The sequence below is a fragment of the Caulobacter segnis genome (assembly GCF_031454995.1).
GTDB lineage: Bacteria > Pseudomonadota > Alphaproteobacteria > Caulobacterales > Caulobacteraceae > Caulobacter > Caulobacter segnis_E.
Genome location: NZ_JAVDRV010000007.1, coordinates 164,610 through 187,003 on the forward strand (window position 1 = coordinate 164,610; position 22,394 = coordinate 187,003).

The window sequence follows — 22,394 nt, forward strand, 5'->3', positions numbered from 1 at the left end:
GGGAAGACGAACCGAATGAATTTCCGGAACGCAGCCATCTGGCTGGTGATCGTGGCGGCCCTGATGGGCGTGTTCTTCGTGAGCCAGAACGCGCGCACCAAGGGCGGCGGCGAGATCAGCTATTCGCAGCTCCTCAAGCAGGTTGACGCCGGGCAGATCAAGTCGGCCGAGATTTCCGGCCAAGTCGTCCAGGCCAAGGACGCCAGCGGCAAGGTGCTGACCGTCAACGCCCCGCTCGACTCCGACGAGTTGGTCAACCGCATGGTCGCCAAGAACGCCGACGTGAAGTTCAAGAGCGGCTCGATCAGCTTCCTGGCCATCCTGATCCAGCTGCTGCCGATCCTGCTGATCGTGGGCGTCTGGCTGTTCTTCATGCGTCAGATGCAGGGCGGGGCCAAGGGCGCCATGGGCTTTGGCAAGTCCAAGGCTCGCCTGCTGACCGAGAACAAGAACCGCATCACCTTCGAGGACGTCGCCGGCGTCGACGAGGCCAAGGAAGAGCTGCAGGAGGTCGTCGACTTCCTGAAGGACCCGGCCAAGTTCCAGCGTCTGGGCGGCAAGATCCCGAAGGGCGCCCTGCTGGTCGGCCCTCCCGGTACGGGTAAGACCCTGATCGCCCGCGCCGTGGCGGGCGAAGCCGGCGTGCCGTTCTTCACGATCTCGGGTTCGGACTTCGTCGAGATGTTCGTCGGCGTCGGCGCCAGCCGCGTGCGCGACATGTTCGAGCAGGCCAAGAAGAACGCCCCCTGCATCATCTTCATCGACGAAATCGACGCCGTCGGTCGCCATCGCGGCGCCGGCCTGGGCGGCGGCAACGACGAGCGCGAGCAGACCCTCAACCAACTGCTGGTCGAGATGGATGGCTTCGAAGCCAACGAAGGCATCATCCTGATCGCCGCCACCAACCGTCCGGACGTGCTGGACCCGGCCCTGCTGCGTCCGGGCCGCTTCGACCGTCAGGTCGTGGTGCCCAATCCGGACGTCGCCGGTCGCGAGAAGATCATCCGCGTCCACATGAAGAACGTGCCGCTGGCCGCCGACGTCGACGTCAAGACGCTGGCGCGCGGCACTCCGGGCTTCTCGGGCGCGGATCTGGCCAACCTCGTCAACGAAGCCGCCCTGATGGCCGCCCGCAAGAACCGCCGCATGGTCACCATGAGCGACTTCGAGCAGGCCAAGGACAAGGTCATGATGGGCGCCGAGCGCCGGTCGATGGCCATGAACGAGGAAGAGAAGAAGCTGACGGCCTATCACGAGGGCGGCCACGCCATCGTGGCCCTGAACGTCCCGCTGGCCGACCCGGTCCACAAGGCCACGATCGTGCCGCGCGGTCGCGCGCTGGGCATGGTCATGCAGCTGCCGGAAGGCGACCGCTACTCGATGAAGTACCAGCAGATGACCAGCCGTCTGGCCATCATGATGGGCGGCCGGGTGGCCGAGGAGCTGATCTTCGGCAAGGAGAACATCACCTCGGGCGCCTCCAGCGACATCAAGGCCGCCACCGACCTGGCGCGCAACATGGTCACCCGCTGGGGCTATTCCGACGTGCTGGGCACGGTGGCCTATGGCGACAACCAGGACGAGGTGTTCCTGGGCCACTCGGTCGCCCGCACCCAGAACGTGTCGGAAGAGACCGCTCGCCTGATCGACAGCGAGGTCAAGCGCCTGGTGCAGTACGGTCTGGACGAGGCTCGCCGCATCCTGAACGAGAAGATCGAGGACCTGCACACCCTGGGCAAGGCCCTGCTGGAGTACGAGACCCTGTCTGGCGAGGAGATCGCCGGCGTGCTGAAGGGCGTGGCGCCCAAGCGGGAAGAGGAGGAGACTCGCGAGACGATCGTCGCGCCGTCTCTGGTTCCCCTCTCGCCGGGCGCGGGCGCCAGCGTCACCGCCTGACGCTCTTTAGGACTTCCAAGGACAAAGCCGGCTCGCGAGGGCCGGCTTTTTTCTTGTCCAGCTGCAACCAGGTCGGAATGGGGCCGTTGGAGCTTCACCGCGAGTTCGCGGCAAGGGGCGAGCGCGGGCCAATGGTCACCACGGGCACCGATGACATGGCCGGCGCGAGCGTCCGTTCCGCAGCCGAGAGCGCGTTCCTGGCGCGAGGCGGACGAATGGGCGCGGCCATCGCGGCGGGCGACTGGACGAGCGCCGGCTTGCCGGCCCCGCCGTCCTGGCCCGCGGCCCTGAAGGTGGCGGTCGGGATGATGCTGGCCTCGCCGATCCCTTCCTTCCTGGCCTGGGGGGATGCGGCCATCACCCTCCACAACGACGCCGCGCGCGCCATGCTGGGTCTTCCCGACACGCTGAGCCGGCCCTTCCCCGAGGCGTTTCCGATCCACCAAGGCGTCGAGCTGCTGGCCCGGGGGCGTCTGGGCGAAAGCGTGGTGCTGGAAGGCGTCCCGTTCAGCCGGTTGGGAGAAGAGGCCTGGTGCAACCTGCTGGCCTCGCCCGTCCGCGACGAGGACGGCGTCGTGCGTGGTGTTCTGGTCCACTGCAACGACATCACCACGCGCGTCCTGGACGATCGCGCGCGCCTGGCCGACGAGCGCCGCTACCGCGCCCTGTTCGAGTCGATGGACGAGGGCTTCTGCGTCATCGAGTTCCTGGACGGTCCGCATGGGCCGGATAGCGACTACATCCACATCATGGCCAACGCCGCCTATGAGCGGCACGCTGGTATTCCCAACGTCGTTGGCCAGAAGCTGCGCGAGATGGTGCCGGACGAGGCCGACGCGTGGGTCGCCCGCTACGGCGCGGTGCTGCGCACGGGCGTACCGATCCGCTTCGAGCAGGAGCTGGTCGCCACCGGGCGTCATCTGTCCCTGTCATCGTTCCGGATCGAGCCGCCCGAGCTGAAGCAGGTGGCGGTGCTGTTCCAGGACGTCACCGACCGCAAGCGGACCGAGGCGGCGCTGCGCCACCTGAACGAAACGCTGGAGGCGCGGATCGCCGAAGCGCTGGAGGAGCGCGAGCGCACCGAGGAAGCCCTGCGCCAGGCCCAGAAGATGGAGGCCGTGGGCCAGCTGACCGGCGGCTTGGCCCACGACTTCAACAACCTTCTGGCCGGCATCTCGGGCGCCTTCGAGATGATCGGCGCGCGGCTGGCCCAGGGGCGGACCAGCGATGTCGAGCGCTATCTGGGCGCTGGGCAGGGCGCGGCTCGACGGGCGGCGGCCCTGACCCACCGCCTGCTGGCTTTCTCCCGCCGCCAGACCCTGGCCCCCAAGGCCGTGATCATCAACCGGCTGATGGCCGACTTCGTGGAGCTGGTCCGCCGCACGGTGGGGCCTTCGATCGAGGTGGACATGGTCGCCGCCACGGGGCTCTGGCCGACGCTGGTCGACGCCAACCAGCTGGAAAACGCCCTTCTGAACCTGTGCATCAACGCCCGTGACGCCATGCCGGACGGCGGGCGGATCATGATCGAGACCGCCAACCGCTGGCTCGACGACCGCATCGCCCGCGAGCAAGGCCTGGAGCCGGGCCAGTATGTCTCGGTCTGCGTCAGCGACACCGGTTCGGGCATCGACAAGCAGACCTTGGAGCGGGTGTTCGATCCGTTCTTCACGACCAAGCCGATCGGTCAGGGCACGGGGCTGGGCCTGTCGATGGTCTACGGCTTCGCGCGCCAGTCGAACGGCCACGTGAGGATCTATTCCGAGGTCGGCCAGGGCACGATGGTGTGCCTCTATCTGCCGCGCCACCTGGGCGCCGAGGACGAGGAGCCGGCGGCCGCGCCGCTCGAAGCCGCCCAGACCCACGCCGACCGGACCGTGCTGGTGGTTGACGACGAACCGACCGTGCGGATGCTGGTCACCGACGCCCTAGGCGAGCTGGGCTATGCCTGTATCGAGGCGCAGGACGGCGCGGCGGGCCTGCGGATTCTGCAGGGCGGCCATCGCGTCGATCTCCTGATCACCGACGTCGGCTTGCCGGGAGGGCTGAACGGACGCCAGGTGGCCGACGCCGCCCGGGCGCTGCGGCCCGAGCTGAAGGTCCTGTTCATCACCGGATACGCCGAGAACGCGGTGCTGAACCACGGCCACATCGAGCACGGCATGGAGGTGCTGACCAAGCCGTTCGCGATCGCCGATCTGACCGGACGGATCGACCGGATGCTGCGCGAGGTCTAAACGTCGGGGCATGAGCCTCGCCGCCCGCCCCGCCGCTCCGCGCCCCCAGGTGATGGGGATCGTCAATGTCACGCCCGACAGCTTCTCGGACGGCGGACGGTTCTTCGATCCGGGCGACGGCGTCGAACACGCCCGCCGGCTGATCGCACAGGGCGCCGACATCCTCGACATCGGCGGCGAGAGCACGCGGCCGGGCGCGACGCCGGTGTCCGCGTTCGAGGAGATGCGGCGGGTGGTCCCGGTGATCGAGGCGGCGCGCGCCGCCAGCGCCATCCCGATCTCGATCGACACCCTGAAGCCCGAGGTCGCTCGCGCGGCGGTCAAGGCCGGCGCCACGATCTGGAACGACGTCAGCGCCCTACGCTTCTCGCCCGACGCCCCCGAGGTCGCCGCCGAGCTGGGCTGCGAGGTCGTGCTGATGCACATGCTGGGCGAGCCAGGAACGATGCAGGACGCCCCCCGCTACGACGACGTGGTCGCCGAGGTCGAGGCCTTCCTGCTGGCCCGCGCCTTCACCGCCATGGCCGCCGGGGTGGCCAAGGAGAAGATCTGGCTGGATCCAGGGATCGGCTTCGGCAAGACCGCCGCGCACAATCTGGCCCTGCTGGCGGCTCTGCCGAGGTTCGTGGCCCTCGGCTATCCGATCCTGCTGGGCGCCAGCCGCAAGCGGTTCATCGCCGGCGTCGACCCGTCGGCGCGCGAAGCCGACGACCGCCTGGGCGGCTCGCTGGCCGCGCACCTGGCGGGCGCCGCCGCCGGCGTGGCGGCGGTCCGGGTCCACGACGTGCGCGAGACGGTCCAGGCGCTGGCGGTTCAGGCGGCGATCGCGGCCGCCTAGGTCCCGCTCAGTCGCCAGTAGGTCGCGTAGCGCTGGTGGGCGATGCGGTGGTAGGGCACGAGGCGGACCTCGCTGCCGCTGGCCGAAGCCACCGTGAACTCCAGCGGCTTGCCCGTGGGCCGGATGCGGGCCGCCACCGAGGCGGGATCGCCGGTCAGCGTCGGCGGCGTGAACGGGCTGTCGTTGTATTTCCCGTAGAGCCGCTCGTTGACGACGATGTCGGCGCCGGGGGCGAGGCCCTCGGTCCCCAAGGCGCCGGCCAGCACCAGCGGGCCGTGGGTGAAGGCGGCGATCTCGCGGCTGGTCGGGTCGGTCTCGAAGCCGGTCCGCATCTCCAGGCGGAGCTCGACCCTGTCGCCGTCCTTCCACGTCCGCGCGACCTCGAGGAAGCCCGGGGTCTGGGAGCGTAGGGCGACCTTGCCGTTGACCAGCACCGTCGCGGTACGGCTCCAGCCTGGCTGACGCAGCTTCAGCGCGAGGGCGGTTGGGCGCTTAAGGCTCCAGCGCAGCGTGGTGGTCGGGTCGTCCGGGAAGGTCGTCGTCTGGGTCAGGGTCGCGTCGTGGGCCTTCCAGGCGACCTTCGACGGGATGAACAGGTTCACATACAGCGTCTCGCCGTCGTGGAAGTAGATGGAGTCCCGGTACTTGGCGTGGTTCTCCATGCCCGTGCCGGTGCAGCACCAGAACGAGTCGACCGGGGTGCAGTAGAGCTTCATGTAGCCCGGCCGCGCGCCCTGGAAGTAGGTGACCATGCCGCTGTCGGGGTCCTGCGACGCGAGGATCCCGTTGTAGAGCGACCGCTCGTAATAGTCGGCGTATTCCGCGCGCGGATCCTGGGCGAACAGGGCGCGGGTCAGTTTCAGCATGTTATGCTGACAGCAGGTCTCCGAGCCCTTGGCCGAGAAGACATGCTTTTCGAAGTCGGCCCTTGGGAAGAAGAACTCGCCGTCGCCCGACCCGCCGGTCGCGAATGACCGCGTCCGCGTGACCGTTCGCCAGAAGAACAGGGCCGCGTCGCCGTAAGGAGCCTGGCCGGTGACCTCGTGGACGCGCTGGAAGCCGATCACCTTGGGGATCTGGGTGTTGGCGTGCAGGCCGTCCAGCGTGTCGCGTCCTTGGGACAGCGGCGTCAGCAGGGCCTTGTGCGAGAAACGCTCGGCGGCGCCGCGATAGCGCGTGTCGCCCGTCAGGGCGAACAGGTCGGCGAAGGCCTCGTTCATGCCGCCGTGCTCGGTGGCCAGCATGGTCTCGAACTGGGCGTCCGACAGGGGCGCGGTGGCGTTGACCGTCCAATCGGCTAGCCGAAGCAGCACGGCGCGGCTGCTCTGGCTGTCGGCCAGCTGCCAGCCGTCGCGCAGGCCGGCGAACACCTTGTGCAGCGTGTACCAGGGCACGCCGGTGATCTTCTCGCCGCGGATATGGGCCTCGACCAGGGCGGGGCCCTTGGGGAAGGCGCAGACGAGGCCGGCGTTCGAGGCGGCCTGGCAGGCGGCCAGCTCGTCGGCGATGTAGTCCACCCGCTGCTTGAAGCGCGCGTCGCCGGTCGATCGATACATCAGGGCGCAGGCCGACTGGTAGTGACCCAGGGTGTGGCCGTGGCAGTTGATGTCGGCCCAGATCGCCTCGGACTCCCAGCCGCCGTAGGGCGGGGCCTTGGGCGCTAGGCCGGCGTTGGTCCGGAAGGCGCTGAGCAAGCGGTCGGGCTCCAGCGACAGCAGATAAGCCTCGGTCCGGCGCTGGGCGTGCAGGAAGGGGCTGTCCAGCAGATCGACGTCGCGCATGTCGAAAGGGGAGAGGCCGGCCTTGGCGCCCTTGCCGGCGGCCGCCAGGACTGGGGTCGAGGCCATCGCGCCCAGCGCGCCGGCGATCACGTAGCGCCGGGGCCATCCTGTCCGCGGGCCGCCAGAGCAGCAGTCACCATGGGCCATACGCGAACTCCCTGACGCGATGCGGTCGTCGCCGCCTATTAGTAGGAGTTATTAAGCGTTGAATGGCCGCGAGGAAAGCGGCAGGCGCGGATTTTCGCACGAGCGCTCGCCGGGCTCGCATATTGGCAGTCGGAGTAATTTGGCGTTGTCGTCGGGGCCTCCCCATCGCCTCGATTCCCGCCTAAACCTCTTCCATGTCCCAAGCTCCCCCCCAGGCGCCGCAAGGCCGCGTTCTCGTCATCGCCGGATCGGATTCCGGAGGCGGGGCGGGGATCCAGGCCGACATCAAGACCATCACCGCGCTGGGCGGCTACGCGGCCACGGCGATCACGGCGGTGACCGTGCAGAACACCCTGGGCGTCACGGGCGTGCATCCGATCCCGCTCGAGATCATCGCCGCCCAGGCCCGCGCGGTGCTGGACGACATCGGCGCCGACGCGATCAAGACCGGCATGCTGGGCGACGCGGCCGTGGTCGAGACCGTGGCGGCCGCGATCGATCACGCGGGCCAAATCCCGGCGGTGGTCGACCCGGTCATGGTCGCCAAGGGCGGCGCGCCGCTGCTCGCCGAGGCCGCGATCGGCGCGGTCAAATCGCTGATGATCCCGCGCGCCGCGCTGCTGACCCCCAACGCGCCCGAAGCCGCCGCTATGACGGGCCTGACCGTCGAGACCACCGATGACCTGCGCCGGGCCGGCGAGGCGCTGTTGGCCCTTGGCGCCAAGGCCGTGCTGATGAAGGGCGGACACGTCGCGGGCGACCGCGTCGTCGATGTGCTGATGACGGTCGACGGCGAGACGACCTTCGAGGGCGAGCGGATCGAGACCCGTCACACTCACGGCACGGGCTGCACGCTGGCGAGCGCCTGCGCGACGGGCCTGGCTCAGGGCCTGCCGCTGGAGCAGGCGGTGGCGCGGGCCTGGAACTACGTCCACGAGGCCATGCTGCGCGCGCCGGGCTTCGGCGCGGGGCATGGTCCCCTGGATCACGGCTGGACGCTGCGCGCATGACCGACACGCTGGAAACCCGCCTGGCCGAGATCGTCCGCGCCACCCCGACGACCTGGGCGGTGCTGCGGACGGCGCGCGACCTCGACCTGCCCGACTGGATGATCTTTTCCGGCGCGGTCTACCAGCCGGTCTGGAACCACCTGACCGGGCGGCCGCTGGACTACGGCATCAAGGACTATGACCTAGCCTATCACGACGCCAGCGACGTCAGCTACGAGGCCGAGGACGTGGTCATCCAGCGCGTCGCGGCCGCCTTCGAGCCGCCGCTTCGCGAACTGGTCGAGGTGCGCAACCAGGCCCGGGTTCACCTATGGTTCGCCAGCAAGTTCGGGGCCGACGAGCCCTATCCGCCGCTGGAGACCAGCGCCGCGGCCTTGAAGCGCTTCGTGGCGACGGCCTTCTGCGTCGGCGTGCGGTTGGAGGCCGATGACAGCCTGACCGTCCACGCGCCGTTCGGTCTTGAGGACCTGTTCGCCCTGCGCCTGCGGCCCAATCCGCTGCGGCCGTCGGGCGCCGGCGGCTGGGAGCGCACCACGGGCTCGGCCAAGGCCCGTTGGCCGGAGATCGCGATCGAGCCTCGATTGTCACCGGGACAATAAAGGCTTTGCGCGGCGATCCGCGCCCGCATAACAGCGATGTCCATCGGAATTCCGGGAGATCGCCCGCCATGCGCCAGTGGACCGTCGACGCCTTCGCCAGCGCCCCTTTCCGGGGCAACCCCGCCTGTGTGGTCGAGCCGTTCGAGACTTGGCCTTCCGACACCTGGATGCAGGCCCTGGCGGCCGAGAACAACCAGGCCGAGACGGCCTTTCTGCTCAAGACCAACGACCCGGCGCGCTTTGGCCTGCGCTGGTTCACGCCGGCGCTCGAGGCGCCGCTGTGCGGACATGCGACGCTGGCGGCGGCCCACGTGCTGTTCGCGGAGCTGGGCGTCGAGGTTCCGCTGCTGACCTTCGACACGTTGTCGGGGCCGCTGACGGTGAGACGGGCGGGCGAAGGACTGGAGATGGACTTCCCCGCCGATCCGCCGCGCCGTACCGCGGTTCCCGACGGTCTGGCCGAAGCGCTAGGCGCGACGCCGACCGAGGTCTGGGCGGGCGCCTATCTGATCGCGGTGCTGGAGAATGAGACCACGGTCCGGAACCTGAAGCCCGACCTCTCGGCCCTGAAGATGATCGGCGGCGAGGCGACCGGCGGACCGGGCCAGACGGTGGTCGTGGCGATGGCCGATGCTGGCCAGCCCCACGCGGTGGTCAGTCGCTTCTTCGCGCCAGGCTTTGGCATTCCGGAAGACCCGACCACGGGCTCGGCCCACTGCATCCTGATGCCGCTCTTTGGCGACAAGTTGGGCGCGGAGGTCCTGAAATTCCATCAGGCCTATCCCGGCCGGGGCGGGGACCTGGAATGCGAACGCCGCGGCGCGCGCGTCTTGCTGCGCGGCCGCAGCGTCACGGTGGTGGAAAGCCGGCTGCGGGTGGCGCCGGCCTTCAGCTAGGGAGGCTTACCAGCGGTTCGGGCCGCGGTGGTCGCCATAGCCATAACCATAGTCGCGGTCATGGCGCTCGTAGCGGATTTGGGCGCTGATGCGGTCGAAGCGGCGGTCCAGATCGGCGCGCTCCCAGCCGCTCAGGCCGTTACGGCGATAGCGGTGCTCCAGGCGCTCGGTCTCGCGCAGTTCGGCGCGCAGGCGGTAGGCTTCCGAGCGGGTCAACGCGCCGTTGCGCTGCCCCATGTCGATCCGGCGTTCCAGCTGGCCCTGGCGCTGGTTGATCGGTTGAGCCGAGGCGACGGCGGGAAGGGCGGCGGCCGCCAGGGCCGAGACCGTAACGATCGGGATCAGGATCTTCTTCATCGGTTCGGTTCCTCTTGAACATCTCCGTCGACACGCCCGGGGAGGTGGGAGGACGACGTTGAGGTAAGAGAAACACGCGACGGCTGAAGCGGTTCTGAGCCGCTCGTTGTGCGAGGTTCAGGAAGATTTGGGGGGCAGGCGCGGCTAGGCGGCCTTGGCCATGCGGGCCGAGGCGATGGCGTCCTCGATGGCGCCGTAGAGCTTGGTGACCTCGACCGGCTTGGCGACGTGGCCTTCCATGCCGGCGGCCAGATAGTCCTCGACCTGATGGGCCAGGGCGTTGGCGGTCACGGCGACGATCGGGGTGCGGGCCCGGCCTTCCTGGGTTTCCAAGCCGCGGATTTCGCGGGCCGCCTCGATCCCGTCCATGACGGGCATGTGGATGTCCATCAGGATGATGTCGAACTTCGTGACCTTCCAGGCCTCGACGCAGGCCTTGCCGTCCGGGACCATCGTCACCTCGGCGCCCAGCGGCGCCAGCACCGCCTCGATGACCTTCTGGTTGGTGGGGTTGTCGTCGGCGGCCAGGATCCGCAGCGCCGCCTTGGCTTTCCGCGCCGGCGCGCGGGCGACGACGGGCGCTTCGTCGTCTATATAGTGGACCTCGGTCAGGGTCTCCTCGCGCGGCAGGGCGACCAGGACCGTGAAGGTCGAGCCCCGGCCTTCGCGGCTCTGGACCTTGATCGAGCCGCCCATCAGCGCCGCCAGCTCTCGGCAGATGGCCAGGCCCAGGCCCGAGCCGCCGAAGCGGCGGGTGGTCGAGCTGTCGGCCTGGACGAACTTGTCGAACAGGCGCGGCAGGATTTCCGGCGCGACCCCGATGCCGGTGTCCGCCACGTCGATCCGCAGGCCCGAGCCATCCTCGGCCGAGGCGAAGCGGACGGCGACGGCGCCCTCCAGCGTGAATTTCAGGGCGTTCGAGATCAGGTTGCCGAGGATCTGGCGCAGGCGATCGACGTCGCCGCGCCACAGGCCATGGGCCTCGGGGGCCACCGCCACCTCGAAGGCCAGGCCTTTCTCGCGGGCCTGGTGGGCGTAGCTTTCGCGAATCGACTGAGCCAGTTGAGCGATGTCGAAGGGGCGATCCTGGATTTCGAGACGGCCGGCTTCGATCTTCGACAGATCCAGAACGTCGTTGAGCACGGCCAACAGCAGGCCGCCGGACTCGCGGATCACCGTCAGGCGCTCGCGCTGGGCGGGGCTGAGCTCGTCCATGTCCATGACCTCGGCCATGGCCAACACGCCGTTCAGGGGCGTGCGGATTTCATGGCTCATATTGGCCAGGAAGTGCGATTTCAGGACGTTGGCGGTGTTGGCGTCGTCGCGCGCCTTGACCAGTTCGGCCATGGCCCCGCGCAGGTCCTCGTCATTGGCGCGCAGGCGCGCGACCAGATGATTGAAGCTGTGGATCAGGCTCTGAAACACGTCGTCGTCGGCCGCCTGTTCCACCGGCATGAAGCGCCCGGCGACGGCGGTTTCGTGCATGGCGCTCGACAGGCGCTCCATCGGCCGGGCCATGCGGCGGGCCAGGCCGTTGGCCAGTAGGATCGCGAGGCCCGCCGAACCAAAGAACAGGGCGCCGGTCAGGGCGAGGTCCCGGGCGAGGATCTGACCGACGCCAGGACGGCGCGCCACCAGCACGACGGCGCCGATCTCGCGGCCGCTGAGCTTGACGGGACGGGTCAAGGTGTCGACGTCCGCCGGCGCGGGGTCGCCGATCTGGGCCACGGTGTGGCCGCCTGTATCGACGATACGCACGGCGGCCACGCCGGGCGCCTTGGCCACGGCCTCGAGCGCGCGATAGACGCCCGCCAGGTTGTTGTCCGCCAGGGGACCCGCGGCGCCGGCCGCGGCCATCTGGGCCAGGACCGCGTGGTTGGCCCGCGATTCCTGCCGCGCCACGCTCCACTGCTGCAGCATGAAGCAAAGACACGCCGCCACGAGCGCCAGCACCGTGGTGGCCAAGGCCACGCCGGCGATTCGCGCCTGGAGAGGCGCGTGGGTCGATTCGCGGTTCGCGCGCGGGCTGTGTCTGTCGCTCATAGGCGTCCAGGTACTCAATCGTAGCGGCAGTTTGCCGCAAGGTTCCTAACGCTTCGCTTCCAAGTGCAGGTGTGGCGCGCTTTACGCCAACGATTGCGTGCATTTACGCGTTGCTTAGTCTTAACTTTCTATTTACCTTCTTCGTTAGTGTTTTGTTAACGGAGGCGGGCGTGGAAAAAGTATTTGTTGCTCAACGGGTTGCGACCAAGCTGTTCGCATCGGAGAACGCCGTGGACGCGGCGATGGTCGAAACGGCGGAACTGATGGCCGATCTGTTGAAGGCGCGTAAGGACCTCGGAGTTTCGGCCGTGGTCGGCGATCGCGCCGCCAGCAAGCTGGCCGAAGCCATGGCCGCGCTCAGCGAGGCGCGTTCGGCGATGGTCGAGGCGCACGGGGAGCTGGCCACGACCAAGCTGCGTCTCGGCATTCGCACCAAGCTGGCCGGTGTCGAGGAAAAGAACCAGGGGGAGGAACCCAGGGGCCGCGCCGACCTTCGTCAGGTCGTCTGAAGGTTGCAATAGTTTAACCCAAAAGGCCTCTAATTATGATTAGAGGCCTTTTCATGCCTGTGTCCCTGTTCCTGATTTCGTCCTTGGCGTTGATTTTCAGCGTCTGCGTATTCGCCGTGACGAAGGGCGGGCCGGCCGAGCGCTACGCGGGGATCGTCGTGGCGGTCTCGACCATAGGCGTCGAGGTGATCCATCTGACGGTGTCGCGCGAGGTTCAGGGAAGCCTGCTCCTCGCCATGGACGGCTTTGTTGGTGGCGCGTTCTTGCTCCTGGCTCTGCGATACGCCAGCCTATGGCTGGGCGGCGCTCTTCTGCTGCAAGCCATTCAGTTCAGCCTGCACGCCTATTATTTCGTGACCGGGATCCGGCGCGGCAACACCTACGCCCTGATCAATAATCTGGACTCCGCTGGCGTGCTCCTGTGCATTCTGGTCGGGTCCTTGATCGCCTGGCGTCGGCGCGCGGCTGGAAAATAATTTCCTTCAAGCAAAGGAAATCCGCCCTCCGCGACAAATCTCTCCTTGCCTTTTGGCCGCGAACGCGGTTTCTCGCCGGCGGGCCACGCCCTCCCAACGGGGCGCAGTCCATCTGTAAGGATGGGAGACATCGCTATGACCACGACCCTCGCCAAGCCGGCGATCCGCCCGGCTCGCCCCGAGTTCTCTTCCGGGCCTTGCGCCAAAAGGCCAGGCTGGACCCCCGAAAATCTCAGAAACGCCGTTTTGGGTCGGTCGCACCGCTCCAAGCTGGGCAAGGCGCGCCTGAAGGCCGCCATCGACCAGACGCGCGAAGTGCTGGAAGTCCCGGCCGACTTCCTGATCGGCATCGTCGCCGGCTCGGACACCGGCGCCGTCGAAATGGCGATGTGGTCGATGCTGGGCGCTCGCCCGGTGCAACTGCTGGCCTTCGAGTCCTTCGGCAAGGACTGGGTCACGGATGTCACCAAGCAACTGAAGCTGCCCGACGTCGAGGTGCTGAGCGCCCCGTACGGCCAGCTGCCCGACACCTCCAAGGTCGATCCGGCCAAGGACCTGGTCTTCACCTGGAACGGCACAACCTCGGGCGTGCGCGTGCCCAACGCCGACTTCATCTCGGCCGATCGTGAAGGCATCACCATCTGCGACGCCACCTCGGCGGCCTTCGCCCAGGAACTGGACTGGGCCAAGCTCGATGTCGTGACCTTCTCCTGGCAGAAGGCGCTGGGCGGCGAGGGCGCGCACGGGATCCTGATCCTGTCGCCGCGCGCCGTGGCCCGGCTGGAAAGCTACACGCCGGCCTGGCCGATGCCGAAGCTGTTCCGCATGACGAAAGCCGGCAAGATCGCCGCCGACATCTTCGAAGGCGCGACGATCAACACCCCGTCGATGCTCTGCGTGGAAGACGCCTTGGACGCCCTGAAGTGGGCCGCCTCGATCGGCGGCCTGCAGGCCATGCAGGCCCGCGCCGACCAGAACCTGAAAGTCCTGGCCGACTGGGTCGCCAAGACCCCGTGGGTCGACTTCCTGGCCGCGACGCCGGAGATCCGGTCGAACACCTCGGTGTGCCTGAAGGTCGTGGATCCCAAGATCTGCGCCCTGCCGGAAGACGCTCAGGCCGACTTCGCCAAGAAGCTGGCCAGCCTGCTCGAGAAGGAGGGCGCGGCCCTCGACATCGGCGGCTATCGCGACGCTCCGGCCGGCCTGCGCATCTGGTGCGGCGCCACCGTCGAGGCTTCTGACCTCGAGGCCCTGACGCCCTGGCTCGACTGGGCCTTCGCCACCGTCTCGGCCGAACTGGCCGCCGCTTAACTCGCGCCCTCCCTCCCCCTTGATGGGGGAGGGGTAGGGGCGGGGGTGATCCCCCGCCGCCTAACAAAGCGCCCCCAATCCCAACCCTTCGCCCATCGAGGCGGAAGGGTTCGATATCCGGAGACGACCTCCATGACCGCTCCCCGCGTCCTCATCGCCGACAAGCTCAGCCCCGCCGCCGTCGACATCTTCAAGAACCGCGGCCTCGCCTTCGACATCAAGGTCGGCCTGTCCAAGGACGAGCTGATCGCCGTGATCGGCGACTATGACGGCATCGCCATCCGCTCGGGCGCCAAGCTCGACAAGGACGTGATCGCCGCCGCCCACAAGCTGCGCGTCATCGCCCGCGCCGGCATCGGCGTCGACAACGTCGACATCCCGGCCGCCACGGCCAAGGGCATCGTCGTGATGAACACGCCGTTCGGCAACTCGATCACCACGGCCGAGCACGCCATCGCCATGATGTTCGCTCTGGCCCGCCAGATCCCCGCCGCCGACGCCTCGACCCAGGCCGGCAAGTGGGAGAAGAACCGCTTCATGGGCGTGGAGCTCTACGCCAAGACCCTGGGCCTGATCGGGGCCGGCAACATCGGCGGCATCGTCGCCGACCGCGCGCTGGGCCTGAAGATGAAGGTCGTGGCCTACGACCCCTTCCTGTCGCCCGAGCGCGCCGTCGAGATGGGCGTCGAGAAGGTCGAGCTGGAAGACCTGCTGGCCCGCGCCGACGTCATCACCCTGCACACCCCGCTGACCGACAAGACCCGCAACATCCTGTCGGCCGAGGCCCTGGCCAAGACCAAGAAGGGCGTGCTGATCGTCAACTGCGCCCGCGGCGGCCTGGTCGACGAGGCGGCGCTGCGCAAGCTGCTGGACGAAGGTCACGTGGGCGGCGCGGCCTTCGACGTGTTCACCGTCGAGCCGGCCAAGGAAAACCCGCTGTTCGGCTCGGACAAGGTCGTGGCCACTCCGCACCTGGGCGCCTCCACCTCGGAAGCTCAGGAGAACGTCGCCCTGCAGGTCGCCGAGCAGGTTTCGGACTACCTGCTGACCGGCGCGGTCACCAACGCCCTGAACAGCCCCTCGATCACCGCGGAAGAAGCGCCCAAGCTGAAGCCGTTCGTGGCCCTGGCCGAGAAGATCGGCGCCTTCGCCGGCCAGATGGTCGACTTCGGCATCAAGGCCATCGACATCGCCTTCGAGGGCGAGGTCTCCAACCTCAACGTCAAGCCGATGACCTCGGCCGCCCTGGCCGGCGTGCTCAAGCCGATGCTGGCCGAGATCAACATGGTTTCGGCTCCGGCCGTGGCCAAGGAGCGCGGCATCACCGTCTCCGAGAGCCGCCAGGAAGTCAGCCCCACCTATGACAGCCTGATGCGCGTGACCATCACCACCGAGAAGGGCAAGCGCGCCTTCGCCGGCACGGTGATCGCCGGCGCGCCGCGCATCGTCGAGGTCAAGGGCATGGAGCTGGACGCGGCCTTCTCGCCGGCCATGCTGTACATCAACAACCTGGACAAGCCGGGCTTCATCGGCGCCCTGGGGATGATGCTGGGCGAGGCGGGCGTCAACATCGCCACCTTCAACCTGGGCCGCCTGGCCGCCGACGAGGACGCCATCGCCCTCGTGGGCGTCGACCAGGCCCCCAGCGCCGAACTTCTGGCCAAGATCGAGGCCCTGCCGCACGTGAAGGAATCGCGCGCGCTGACGTTCTGATTATAGATGCTCCCCCGCGATGCGGGGGAGCTGTCACGGAGTGACTGAGGGGGCTAATGCTGCCTGGGCCGAGTTGGCCCCCTCCGACCCTCCGGGCCACCTCCCCCGCTCGCGGGGGAGGATCTGCATTTTCAAAGGCCCCGCATGTCCCTGCTCGTTCCGCGCAAGATCAACTGGCTGGGCCTGGCCGTCTTCACCGCCGCCGTGGTCTTCACCCTCTATGCGGCCCTCGCGCCCGGGGACGACACGGCCGGCCTGATCCCGTGGGACAAGGCCAAGCACTTCATCGTCTTCTACGGCCTGACCTTCCTGGCGACGATGGCCCTGCCCAAGAGCCGTTACTGGAAGATCGGCGTGGTGCTGCTGGCCTTCGGGATCGCCATCGAGATCCTGCAGGGCCTGCCCATCGTCGGCCGAGACGCCGACATCTTGGACGTCGTCGCCGACACCTTGGGCGTCGGCTTCTTCTTCGGCCCGATCATCGCCACCCAGTGGCTGAACCGCGAAGACTGACCGTCCGCCCGCGACACTCCAGTCCTTGACTCTCGCCGCGCCAAGCGCGAGAACAAAAAGAGAACTTGGAGTGTGGGATGGCCGGATCGCGCGAGGCGCGTCTTGCGGCCCTGAGAGGCCGGATCGCCGCGATCGAAGCGGGGACTCGGACTCCGACTCCAGTCCTGCCGTTCGGTGATCGCGCCATCGACGGCTGCTTCCCGGGCGGCGGCCTGCCGTTGGGCGCCTGGCACGAGGTGGTCGGCGCGGGGCTGGAGGGCGAGACCGGCGCGGCCCCGGCGGCCTTCATCGGCCTGATGTTGCGGCCGCTGCTCACGACCGGCGTGGTGGTCTGGGTGGCGCGGCGGACCGACCTGTTCGTCCCCGGCCTCTTTGGTCTGGGCTTTCCCGCCCAGCGGCTGATCCAGGTCCGCGCCCGCGACGAGGCCGAGGTGCTGTCGGTGCTGGAGGACGCCCTCTCCACGGAAGGGGTGAGCGCGGCGGTCGGCGAGGCCGAGGCGCCCGACCTGACCGCCGGCCGCCGGCTGCAGCTGGCCTGCGAGAAGCGGGGCGGCCTTGGGCTGCTGCTGCATCGCCGACCCTATGGCGGTCGCGCCGGGGAGGGGCCTCGGACGGTATCGGGCTCGGCCTCGTTCAGCCGCTGGCGCGTGGGGCCCCAGCCCAGCGGGGCGCCCCCCGACAACATCGGCCTAGGCCCGCCGCGCTGGCGGGTCGAACTCGAGCGCTGCCGGGGCGGACGTTCCGGCGGCTGGATCTTAGAAGCTCAGGAGGCCGGCCATGGCCCGCATCCTTTCCGTCTGGTGTCCCAACTGGCCGATCACGACGTGGCGCCGGCGGAACCCGGACTGCGCCTCGTCGGGTGAGCAATCCTCCCCCCAGAGGGGGAGGTGGTCCGAAGGACCGGAGGGGGAAGGGGCCGGACCAGCAGGACTTCCCCCTCCGTCGCCTGCGGCGACACCTCCCCCGCTGGGGGGAGGATTGGCGTCTCCGCCCCTCGCCCTGCTGGTCTCCGAACGCGGAACCCGCCGCCTCGCCGCCGTGGACGACCGCGCCCGGGCTCTGGGCCTGTTCCCCGGCCAGAAGGCCGCCGACGCGCTGGCCCTGGTCCCGGACCTCGCCACCTTCGACCACGACCCCGCCGCCGACCGCGCGGCGCTGGAGGCGCTCTGCGACTGGTGCGTGCGCTTCTCGCCGGCCGTGGCGATCGACGGCGAGGATGGTCTGTTGCTGGACATCACCGGGACCGACCACCTGTGGGGCGGGGAGGGCGCCATGCTGGTCGACCTCGTGGCGCGGCTGGCGCGCTGGGGCGTGCCGGCGCGGGCGGCGATCGCCGACACGGCCGGGGCGGCCTGGGGGCTTGCGCGGTTCGGCGAGGACCTCGCTGTCGTCCCGCCCGGGGGACAACGCGAGGCGCTGGCGGACCTGCCTGTCGCCGCCCTGCGGCTGGACGAGGCGGCCGAGGCCCAGCTGCCGCGTCTGGGCCTGCACTGCGTGGGCCAGCTCTACGGCCTGCCCCGCGCCCAGCTGGCCAAGCGCTTTGGCCTTTCCTTCACCACCCGGCTGGACCAGGCCCTGGGCGCGGCGGCCGAGGCCCTGACCTTCCGCCGGCCGGCCAGCCCCTGGTTCGACCGCCTGGCCTTCTTCGAGCCGATCAGCGCACCGGAGGACATGGCCCGCGTCGCCGCCGACGCCCTGGCCCTGATCTGCGCCCGACTGGAGGCCGAGGAGCGCGGGGCCAAGCGCTTCGAGGTCGTGTTCCACCGGCTGGACGGCCAGGCCTTCCCGGTGCGCGCGGGCCTGGCGCGGCTTGGCCGCGACGCCAAGCGGCTGGCCAAACTGGTCGTTCCCAAGCTGGACAAGGTCGATCCGGGCTTCGGCATCGAGGTCGTCACCGTCCACGCCGCCGGGGTCGAGCCCCTGGCCGCCGTGCAGAACGGGCTGGACAGCACGGCGGGCGCGGGCCTCGACGAGACCCTGGCGCCGCTGATCGACCGGCTGGTCAACCGCCTGGGCGAGGCGCGCGTCTGGCGGGCCGATCCGTACGAGAGCCACGTGCCCGAACGCTCGGTGGTCCGCGCCGCCCCGCTGGACCCGCCGGCCGTCGCGGCCTGGGACCCGGACCGCCCGCGCCCGGTGCGCCTGTTCAAGCGGCCCGAGGCGATCACGGCCCTGGCCAAGGTGCCCGACGACCCGCCGGTGTCCTTCACATGGCGCGGCCGGTCTCACCGCGTCCGTCGCGCCGAGGGCCCCGAGCGCATCGCCCAGGAATGGTGGCGCGCCGGGACGGGCGAGGGCGAGACGGGGCCGGGCAAGGTCCGCGACTACTACCGCGTCGAGGACGAGGCCGGCGGGCGGTACTGGATTTTCCGGCAAGGGCTGTTTGGCGGGGAAGACGCGCCGAAGTGGTGGATCCATGGCCTGTTTGGGTGAGGCGCGAAAATCCTCCCCCCAGCGGGGGAGGTGGTCCGAAGGACCGGAGGGGGAAGTGCTGGAGAGCTTGCCTCTTCCCCCTCCGTCGTCTCTTCGAGCCGACACCTCCCCCGCTAGGGGGAGGATTTAGCCATGCCACGCCCTCCCGCCTACGCCGAGCTGCAGACCACCAGCAACTTCTCCTTCCTGCGCGGCGCCTCGCACGCCGAGGAGCTGGCCATCGCCGCCGAGGCGCTGGGACTGACCGCCGTCGGGATCGCCGACCGCAACAGCCTGGCCGGCGTGGTGCGCGCCTGGACGGCGGCCAAGCAACGGAAGGTCAGGGTGCTGACCGGCTGCCGGCTGGACTTCATGGACGGGACGCCCAGCCTGATCTGCTACCCGACCGACCGCGAAGCCTTCGCCCGTCTGACGCGCCTGCTGACCCTGGGCCAGCGCCGGGCCGAGAAGGGCCAGTGCGAGCTAACCTGGCGGGATTTCCTGGACCATGCCGACGGGCAACTCGGCCTGATCGTCCCGCCCCGGACGCTGGACGAGGCCTTCGAGGGGGACCTGGCCCGCATGGCCGGCGACCTCTCCGGCCGCTCCTGGCTGGCGGCCAGCCGCGCCTACGCCGCCCAGGACCTCAAGCGCCTCTCGCGCCTCGACGCCCTGGGCCAGGCGGCCCGCGCGCCGATCGTGGCGACCAACGACGTGCTCTATCACGGCCCCGAGCGGCGGCCGCTGCAGGACATCATCACCTGCGTGCGCGAACATTGCGCGATCCACGAGGCGGGCTTCCGGCTGGAGGCCAACGCCGAGCGCCACCTGAAGTCCGCGCCCGAGATGGCCCGTCTGTTCGAGCGCTGGCCCCGCGCGGTCGAGCGCACCGTCGAGATCGTCGAGCGGATCGGCTTCGACCTCGGCCAGATCAAGGAGCAGTACCCCGACGAGCCCGTGCCGCCCGGCAGGACAGCCATGCAACACCTGACCGACCTGACCTGGCAAGGCGCGGCCTGGCGTTATCCGAACGGCGTGCCGGACAAGGTGAAGGCCCAGCTCGAGGAAGAGCTGCGGCTGATCGCCAAGATGGACTACCCCAACTACTTCATCACCGTGCACGACATCGTGCGCGAGGCGCGGAAGATGGGCATCCTGTGCCAGGGGCGCGGCTCGGCGGCCAATTCCTCGGTCTGCTACTGCCTGGGCGTGACGGCGATCGACCCGACCGAGCACCGCCTGCTGTTCACCCGCTTCATCTCCGAAAACCGCGGCGAGCCGCCGGACATCGACGTCGACTTCGAGCACGAGCGGCGCGAGGAGGTGATGCAGTACGTCTACGAGCGCTATGGCCGCGAGTATGCCGCCATCTGCGGGACGGTGATCCACTACCGCCCGCGCAGCGCCATCCGCGACGTCGGCAAGGCCCTGGGCCTGACCGAGGATGTCACGTCCCTGCTGGCCGGCACGGTTTGGGGCAGCTGGGGCGACGGCCTGCCCGAGGAGCACTTGCGCGACGCCGGGCTCGATCCCCAGGCGCCGGAGATCGCCCGCGCCGTGGCCCTGGCGACCGAGCTGCTGAAGTTCCCGCGCCACTTGTCCCAGCACGTCGGCGGCTTCGTCCTGACCAAGCGGCGGCTGGACGAGACCGTGCCGATCGGCAACGCGGCGATGAAGGACCGCACCTTCATCGAGTGGGACAAGGACGACATCGACAGCCTGTCCCTGATGAAGGTCGACATCCTGGCGCTGGGCATGCTGACCGCCATCCAGCGGGCCATGACGATGCTGCGCGAGGACCACGGCCAGGCCTGGCTGAAGGACCTGGCCGACATCCCAAAAGAGGTCTCGGGCGTCTACGACATGCTGTGCAAGGCCGACAGCGTCGGGGTCTTCCAGGTCGAGAGCCGGGCCCAGATGTCGATGCTGCCGCGCCTGAAGCCGCGTGAGTTCTACGACCTGGTCATCGAGGTGGCGATCGTGCGCCCCGGCCCGATCCAGGGCGACATGGTCCATCCGTACCTCAAACGAAAGAACAACATCGAGCCGGTCGAGTGGCCCGCGCCCTCGCCCGAGCATGGCCCCGAGGACGAACTGAAGGGGATCCTGGGCAAGACCTTCGGCGTGCCGCTGTTCCAGGAGCAGGCCATGAGCCTGGCCATCGAGGCGGCCAAGTTCACGCCCGACGAGGCCGACGGCCTGCGCAAGGCCATGGCCACCTTCCGCAACCTCGGCACCCCCGCCGAGTATCGCGACAAGTTCGTCGAGGGCATGGTCCGGCGCGGCTACCAGCGCGACTTCGCCGAGCGCTGCTTCAAGCAGATCGAGGGCTTTGGCCACTACGGCTTTCCGGAAAGCCACGCGGCCAGTTTCGCCAAGCTGGTCTATGTCTCGGCCTGGATCAAATGGGCCTGGCCGGATGTGTTTTGCGCGGCCCTGATCAACTCCCAGCCGATGGGCTTCTACCAGCCGGCCCAGCTGGTCCGCGACGCGCGCGAGCACGGGGTCGAGGTGCTGCCGCCCGACATCCTGGCCAGCGACTGGGACTGCGCGCTGGAGAAGGGCGCCGCCTATGAGGGCTTCCGGCCCCGCGCCGACAAGATCGCCGACTACGCCAGCCGCCAGAACTGGAAAGCCGTCCGCCTGGGCTTCCGGCAGATCAAGGGCCTGAAGAAGGCCGACGTCGCCGTGCTGGCCAAGGCCCGGGCGGAGGGCGCGCGCACGCCGGGGGAGCTCGCGCAGGGCGGCGTGCCGCAGCGGGCGCTGGAGCTGCTGGCCGAGGCCGACGCCTTCGCCGGCGTGGGCCTGACGCGGCGCGAGGCGCTATGGGCGGTCAAGGGGCTGAAGGGCGAGCACAGGGCGCCGGTCCAGGCCCCGCTGCTGGCCGGCCTGCCGCTGTTCGAGGACCGCGTCGCCCTGCCGGCCATGGCCAACCCCCAGGAGGTGGCCGAGGACTACCGCACCACCAGCCTGTCCCTGAAGGCCCACCCGATCGACTTCTACCGCTCGATGCTGCAGCGGCGCGGGGTGATCACGGCCGAGCGGCTGTCGACCCTGAAGGACGGCGCGCGGGTGTCGGTGGCCGGTCTGGTCCTCATTCGCCAGCGGCCCGGCACGGCCAAGGGCGTGGTGTTCGTGACTCTGGAGGACGAGACCGGCGTCGCCAACGCCGTCGTCTGGAAGGACCGCTTCGAGGCCGACCGCAACCTGGTGATGACCGCCTCGTTCCTGGTCGTCCACGGCCGGGTGCAGCGCGCCGACGGCGTCATCCACGTGGTGGCCGAGGGTTTCACGGACCTGTCGGCGCACTTCTCGGCGTTAAGGGACGAGCCGGGCGCTCCGGCGCCGCGCGTGCGGCAGAAGGTGTCCGGACGGCTGCTGCGGAGCCGGGATTTCCACTGAGGGGAGGGCGTTGCTGAAACCCTCTCCCAGAGGGAGAGGGCGGGGCCCGCCGCGTAGCGGTGGGAGGGTGAGGGGTTACGAGGTCCGAAGACGCGCTCCGTCCGACGCATTACCCCCTCACCCCAACCCTCTCCCCATGGGAGAGGGAGCCGCTCAGCGATCCTTCTCCCCCGAGAAGCAGCCCTGCACGCTGCAGCCTCCAAGAGATCTAAGGTTCGCCCCGACCAGGGGAGGTCGACTCACGACCCGTAGCG

General features: G+C 69.2%; 16 protein-coding genes and 3 pseudogenes. 16 read left to right on the plus strand and 3 right to left on the minus strand.

Going from position 1 to position 22,394, the window contains the following annotated elements; translation table 11 throughout:
* Positions 1–15 precede the first annotated feature (15 nt).
* The 3 genes from ftsH to folP all read left to right on the plus strand — a co-directional run bounded on the left by ftsH (position 16) and on the right by folP (position 4,971).
* A complete protein-coding gene (gene ftsH / locus J2728_RS19710; RefSeq protein ID WP_310001859.1) occupies positions 16–1,896 on the plus strand; it encodes an ATP-dependent zinc metalloprotease FtsH in 1,881 nt (626 codons plus the stop codon).
* 131 nt (positions 1,897–2,027) lie between these two features.
* Complete coding sequence (locus tag J2728_RS19715) at positions 2,028–4,133, plus strand: hybrid sensor histidine kinase/response regulator (RefSeq protein ID WP_310001860.1); 2,106 nt, start codon at positions 2,028–2,030, stop codon at positions 4,131–4,133.
* Positions 4,134–4,143: 10 nt separating this feature from the next.
* Complete coding sequence (gene folP, locus J2728_RS19720; protein WP_310001861.1) at positions 4,144–4,971, plus strand: dihydropteroate synthase; 828 nt, start codon at positions 4,144–4,146, stop codon at positions 4,969–4,971.
* Here the strand turns inward: folP and J2728_RS19725 are convergent.
* Complete coding sequence (locus tag J2728_RS19725) at positions 4,968–6,899, minus strand: glycoside hydrolase family 127 protein (RefSeq protein ID WP_310001862.1); 1,932 nt, start codon at positions 6,897–6,899, stop codon at positions 4,968–4,970. The genes folP and J2728_RS19725 overlap by 4 nt on opposite strands.
* A 194-nt stretch (positions 6,900–7,093) precedes the next feature.
* On the opposite strand from J2728_RS19725, the gene thiD reads away from it, so the two are divergent.
* The 3 genes from thiD to J2728_RS19740 all read left to right on the plus strand — a co-directional run bounded on the left by thiD (position 7,094) and on the right by J2728_RS19740 (position 9,404).
* The gene (gene thiD, locus J2728_RS19730) at positions 7,094–7,909 is read left to right on the plus strand and encodes a bifunctional hydroxymethylpyrimidine kinase/phosphomethylpyrimidine kinase (protein WP_310001863.1); all 816 of its coding nucleotides are present in this window, start codon (positions 7,094–7,096) and stop codon (positions 7,907–7,909) included.
* Entirely contained in the window at positions 7,906–8,508 is a 603-nt protein-coding gene (locus J2728_RS19735) for a nucleotidyltransferase family protein (RefSeq protein WP_310001864.1), read from the plus strand. The genes thiD and J2728_RS19735 overlap by 4 nt, the downstream gene beginning before the upstream one ends.
* Positions 8,509–8,576: 68 nt before the next feature.
* Positions 8,577–9,404, plus strand: coding sequence for a PhzF family phenazine biosynthesis protein (locus J2728_RS19740; RefSeq protein ID WP_310001866.1), 828 nt, complete (start codon positions 8,577–8,579; stop codon positions 9,402–9,404).
* A 6-nt stretch (positions 9,405–9,410) separates the two neighbouring features.
* Here the strand turns inward: J2728_RS19740 and J2728_RS19745 are convergent, their stop codons facing one another.
* Both J2728_RS19745 and J2728_RS19750 read right to left on the minus strand, forming a co-directional pair.
* Positions 9,411–9,761: a hypothetical protein gene (locus tag J2728_RS19745; protein ID WP_310001867.1), complete on the minus strand. Its 351-nt coding sequence runs from the start codon at positions 9,759–9,761 to the stop codon at positions 9,411–9,413.
* Positions 9,762–9,905: 144 nt separating this feature from the next.
* Positions 9,906–11,907 (minus strand): annotated as a pseudogene (locus J2728_RS19750) (ATP-binding protein).
* 67 nt (positions 11,908–11,974) lie between these two features.
* On the opposite strand from J2728_RS19750, the gene J2728_RS19755 reads away from it, so the two are divergent.
* From J2728_RS19755 to J2728_RS19795, 10 genes and pseudogenes are all read left to right on the plus strand, one after another.
* Positions 11,975–12,313: a hypothetical protein gene (locus tag J2728_RS19755; RefSeq protein WP_310001868.1), complete on the plus strand. Its 339-nt coding sequence runs from the start codon at positions 11,975–11,977 to the stop codon at positions 12,311–12,313.
* 53 nt (positions 12,314–12,366) lie between these two features.
* A complete protein-coding gene (locus J2728_RS19760; protein WP_310001869.1) occupies positions 12,367–12,789 on the plus strand; it encodes a hypothetical protein in 423 nt (140 codons plus the stop codon).
* 135 nt (positions 12,790–12,924) lie between these two features.
* A complete protein-coding gene (locus J2728_RS19765) occupies positions 12,925–14,100 on the plus strand; it encodes a phosphoserine transaminase (protein WP_013077883.1) in 1,176 nt (391 codons plus the stop codon).
* A gap of 132 nt (positions 14,101–14,232) precedes the next feature.
* Positions 14,233–15,813, plus strand: a complete 1,581-nt coding sequence (serA, locus tag J2728_RS19770) for a phosphoglycerate dehydrogenase (RefSeq protein WP_310001870.1) — start codon at positions 14,233–14,235, stop codon at positions 15,811–15,813.
* 144 nt (positions 15,814–15,957) lie between these two features.
* Positions 15,958–16,326, plus strand: a complete 369-nt coding sequence (locus tag J2728_RS19775; RefSeq protein WP_310001871.1) for a VanZ family protein — start codon at positions 15,958–15,960, stop codon at positions 16,324–16,326.
* A 65-nt stretch (positions 16,327–16,391) separates the two neighbouring features.
* Positions 16,392–17,189, plus strand: a complete 798-nt coding sequence (locus J2728_RS19780; RefSeq protein WP_310001873.1) for an ImuA family protein — start codon at positions 16,392–16,394, stop codon at positions 17,187–17,189.
* A 175-nt stretch (positions 17,190–17,364) separates the two neighbouring features.
* Positions 17,365–18,759, plus strand: coding sequence for a Y-family DNA polymerase (locus J2728_RS19785; protein WP_404979810.1), 1,395 nt, complete (start codon positions 17,365–17,367; stop codon positions 18,757–18,759).
* A 5-nt stretch (positions 18,760–18,764) separates the two neighbouring features.
* Positions 18,765–18,886 (plus strand): annotated as a pseudogene (locus J2728_RS22380) (hypothetical protein); the annotation flags it as partial.
* A gap of 5 nt (positions 18,887–18,891) precedes the next feature.
* Entirely contained in the window at positions 18,892–22,140 is a 3,249-nt protein-coding gene (locus J2728_RS19790) for an error-prone DNA polymerase (protein ID WP_310001876.1), read from the plus strand.
* A 19-nt stretch (positions 22,141–22,159) separates the two neighbouring features.
* Positions 22,160–22,291 (plus strand): annotated as a pseudogene (locus J2728_RS19795) (hypothetical protein); the annotation flags it as partial.
* Positions 22,292–22,394: the final 103 nt, after the last annotated feature.

What these genes read in the sequence shown, in the direction of transcription:
- serA (WP_310001870.1), top strand. Translation starts at nt 14,233, where the DNA reads ATGACCGCTCCCCGCGTCCTCATCGCCGACAAGCTCAGCCCCGCCGCC.
- ftsH (WP_310001859.1), top strand. Translation starts at nt 16, where the DNA reads ATGAATTTCCGGAACGCAGCCATCTGGCTGGTGATCGTGGCGGCCCTG.
- J2728_RS19740 (WP_310001866.1), top strand. Translation starts at nt 8,577, where the DNA reads ATGCGCCAGTGGACCGTCGACGCCTTCGCCAGCGCCCCTTTCCGGGGC.
- J2728_RS19790 (WP_310001876.1), top strand. Translation starts at nt 18,892, where the DNA reads ATGCCACGCCCTCCCGCCTACGCCGAGCTGCAGACCACCAGCAACTTC.
- J2728_RS19735 (WP_310001864.1), top strand. Translation starts at nt 7,906, where the DNA reads ATGACCGACACGCTGGAAACCCGCCTGGCCGAGATCGTCCGCGCCACC.
- J2728_RS19760 (WP_310001869.1), top strand. Translation starts at nt 12,367, where the DNA reads ATGCCTGTGTCCCTGTTCCTGATTTCGTCCTTGGCGTTGATTTTCAGC.
- folP (WP_310001861.1), top strand. Translation starts at nt 4,144, where the DNA reads ATGAGCCTCGCCGCCCGCCCCGCCGCTCCGCGCCCCCAGGTGATGGGG.
- J2728_RS19745 (WP_310001867.1), bottom strand. Translation starts at nt 9,761, where the DNA reads ATGAAGAAGATCCTGATCCCGATCGTTACGGTCTCGGCCCTGGCGGCC.
- thiD (WP_310001863.1), top strand. Translation starts at nt 7,094, where the DNA reads ATGTCCCAAGCTCCCCCCCAGGCGCCGCAAGGCCGCGTTCTCGTCATC.
- J2728_RS19725 (WP_310001862.1), bottom strand. Translation starts at nt 6,899, where the DNA reads ATGGCCCATGGTGACTGCTGCTCTGGCGGCCCGCGGACAGGATGGCCC.
- J2728_RS19715 (WP_310001860.1), top strand. Translation starts at nt 2,028, where the DNA reads ATGGTCACCACGGGCACCGATGACATGGCCGGCGCGAGCGTCCGTTCC.
- J2728_RS19775 (WP_310001871.1), top strand. Translation starts at nt 15,958, where the DNA reads ATGTCCCTGCTCGTTCCGCGCAAGATCAACTGGCTGGGCCTGGCCGTC.
- J2728_RS19765 (WP_013077883.1), top strand. Translation starts at nt 12,925, where the DNA reads ATGACCACGACCCTCGCCAAGCCGGCGATCCGCCCGGCTCGCCCCGAG.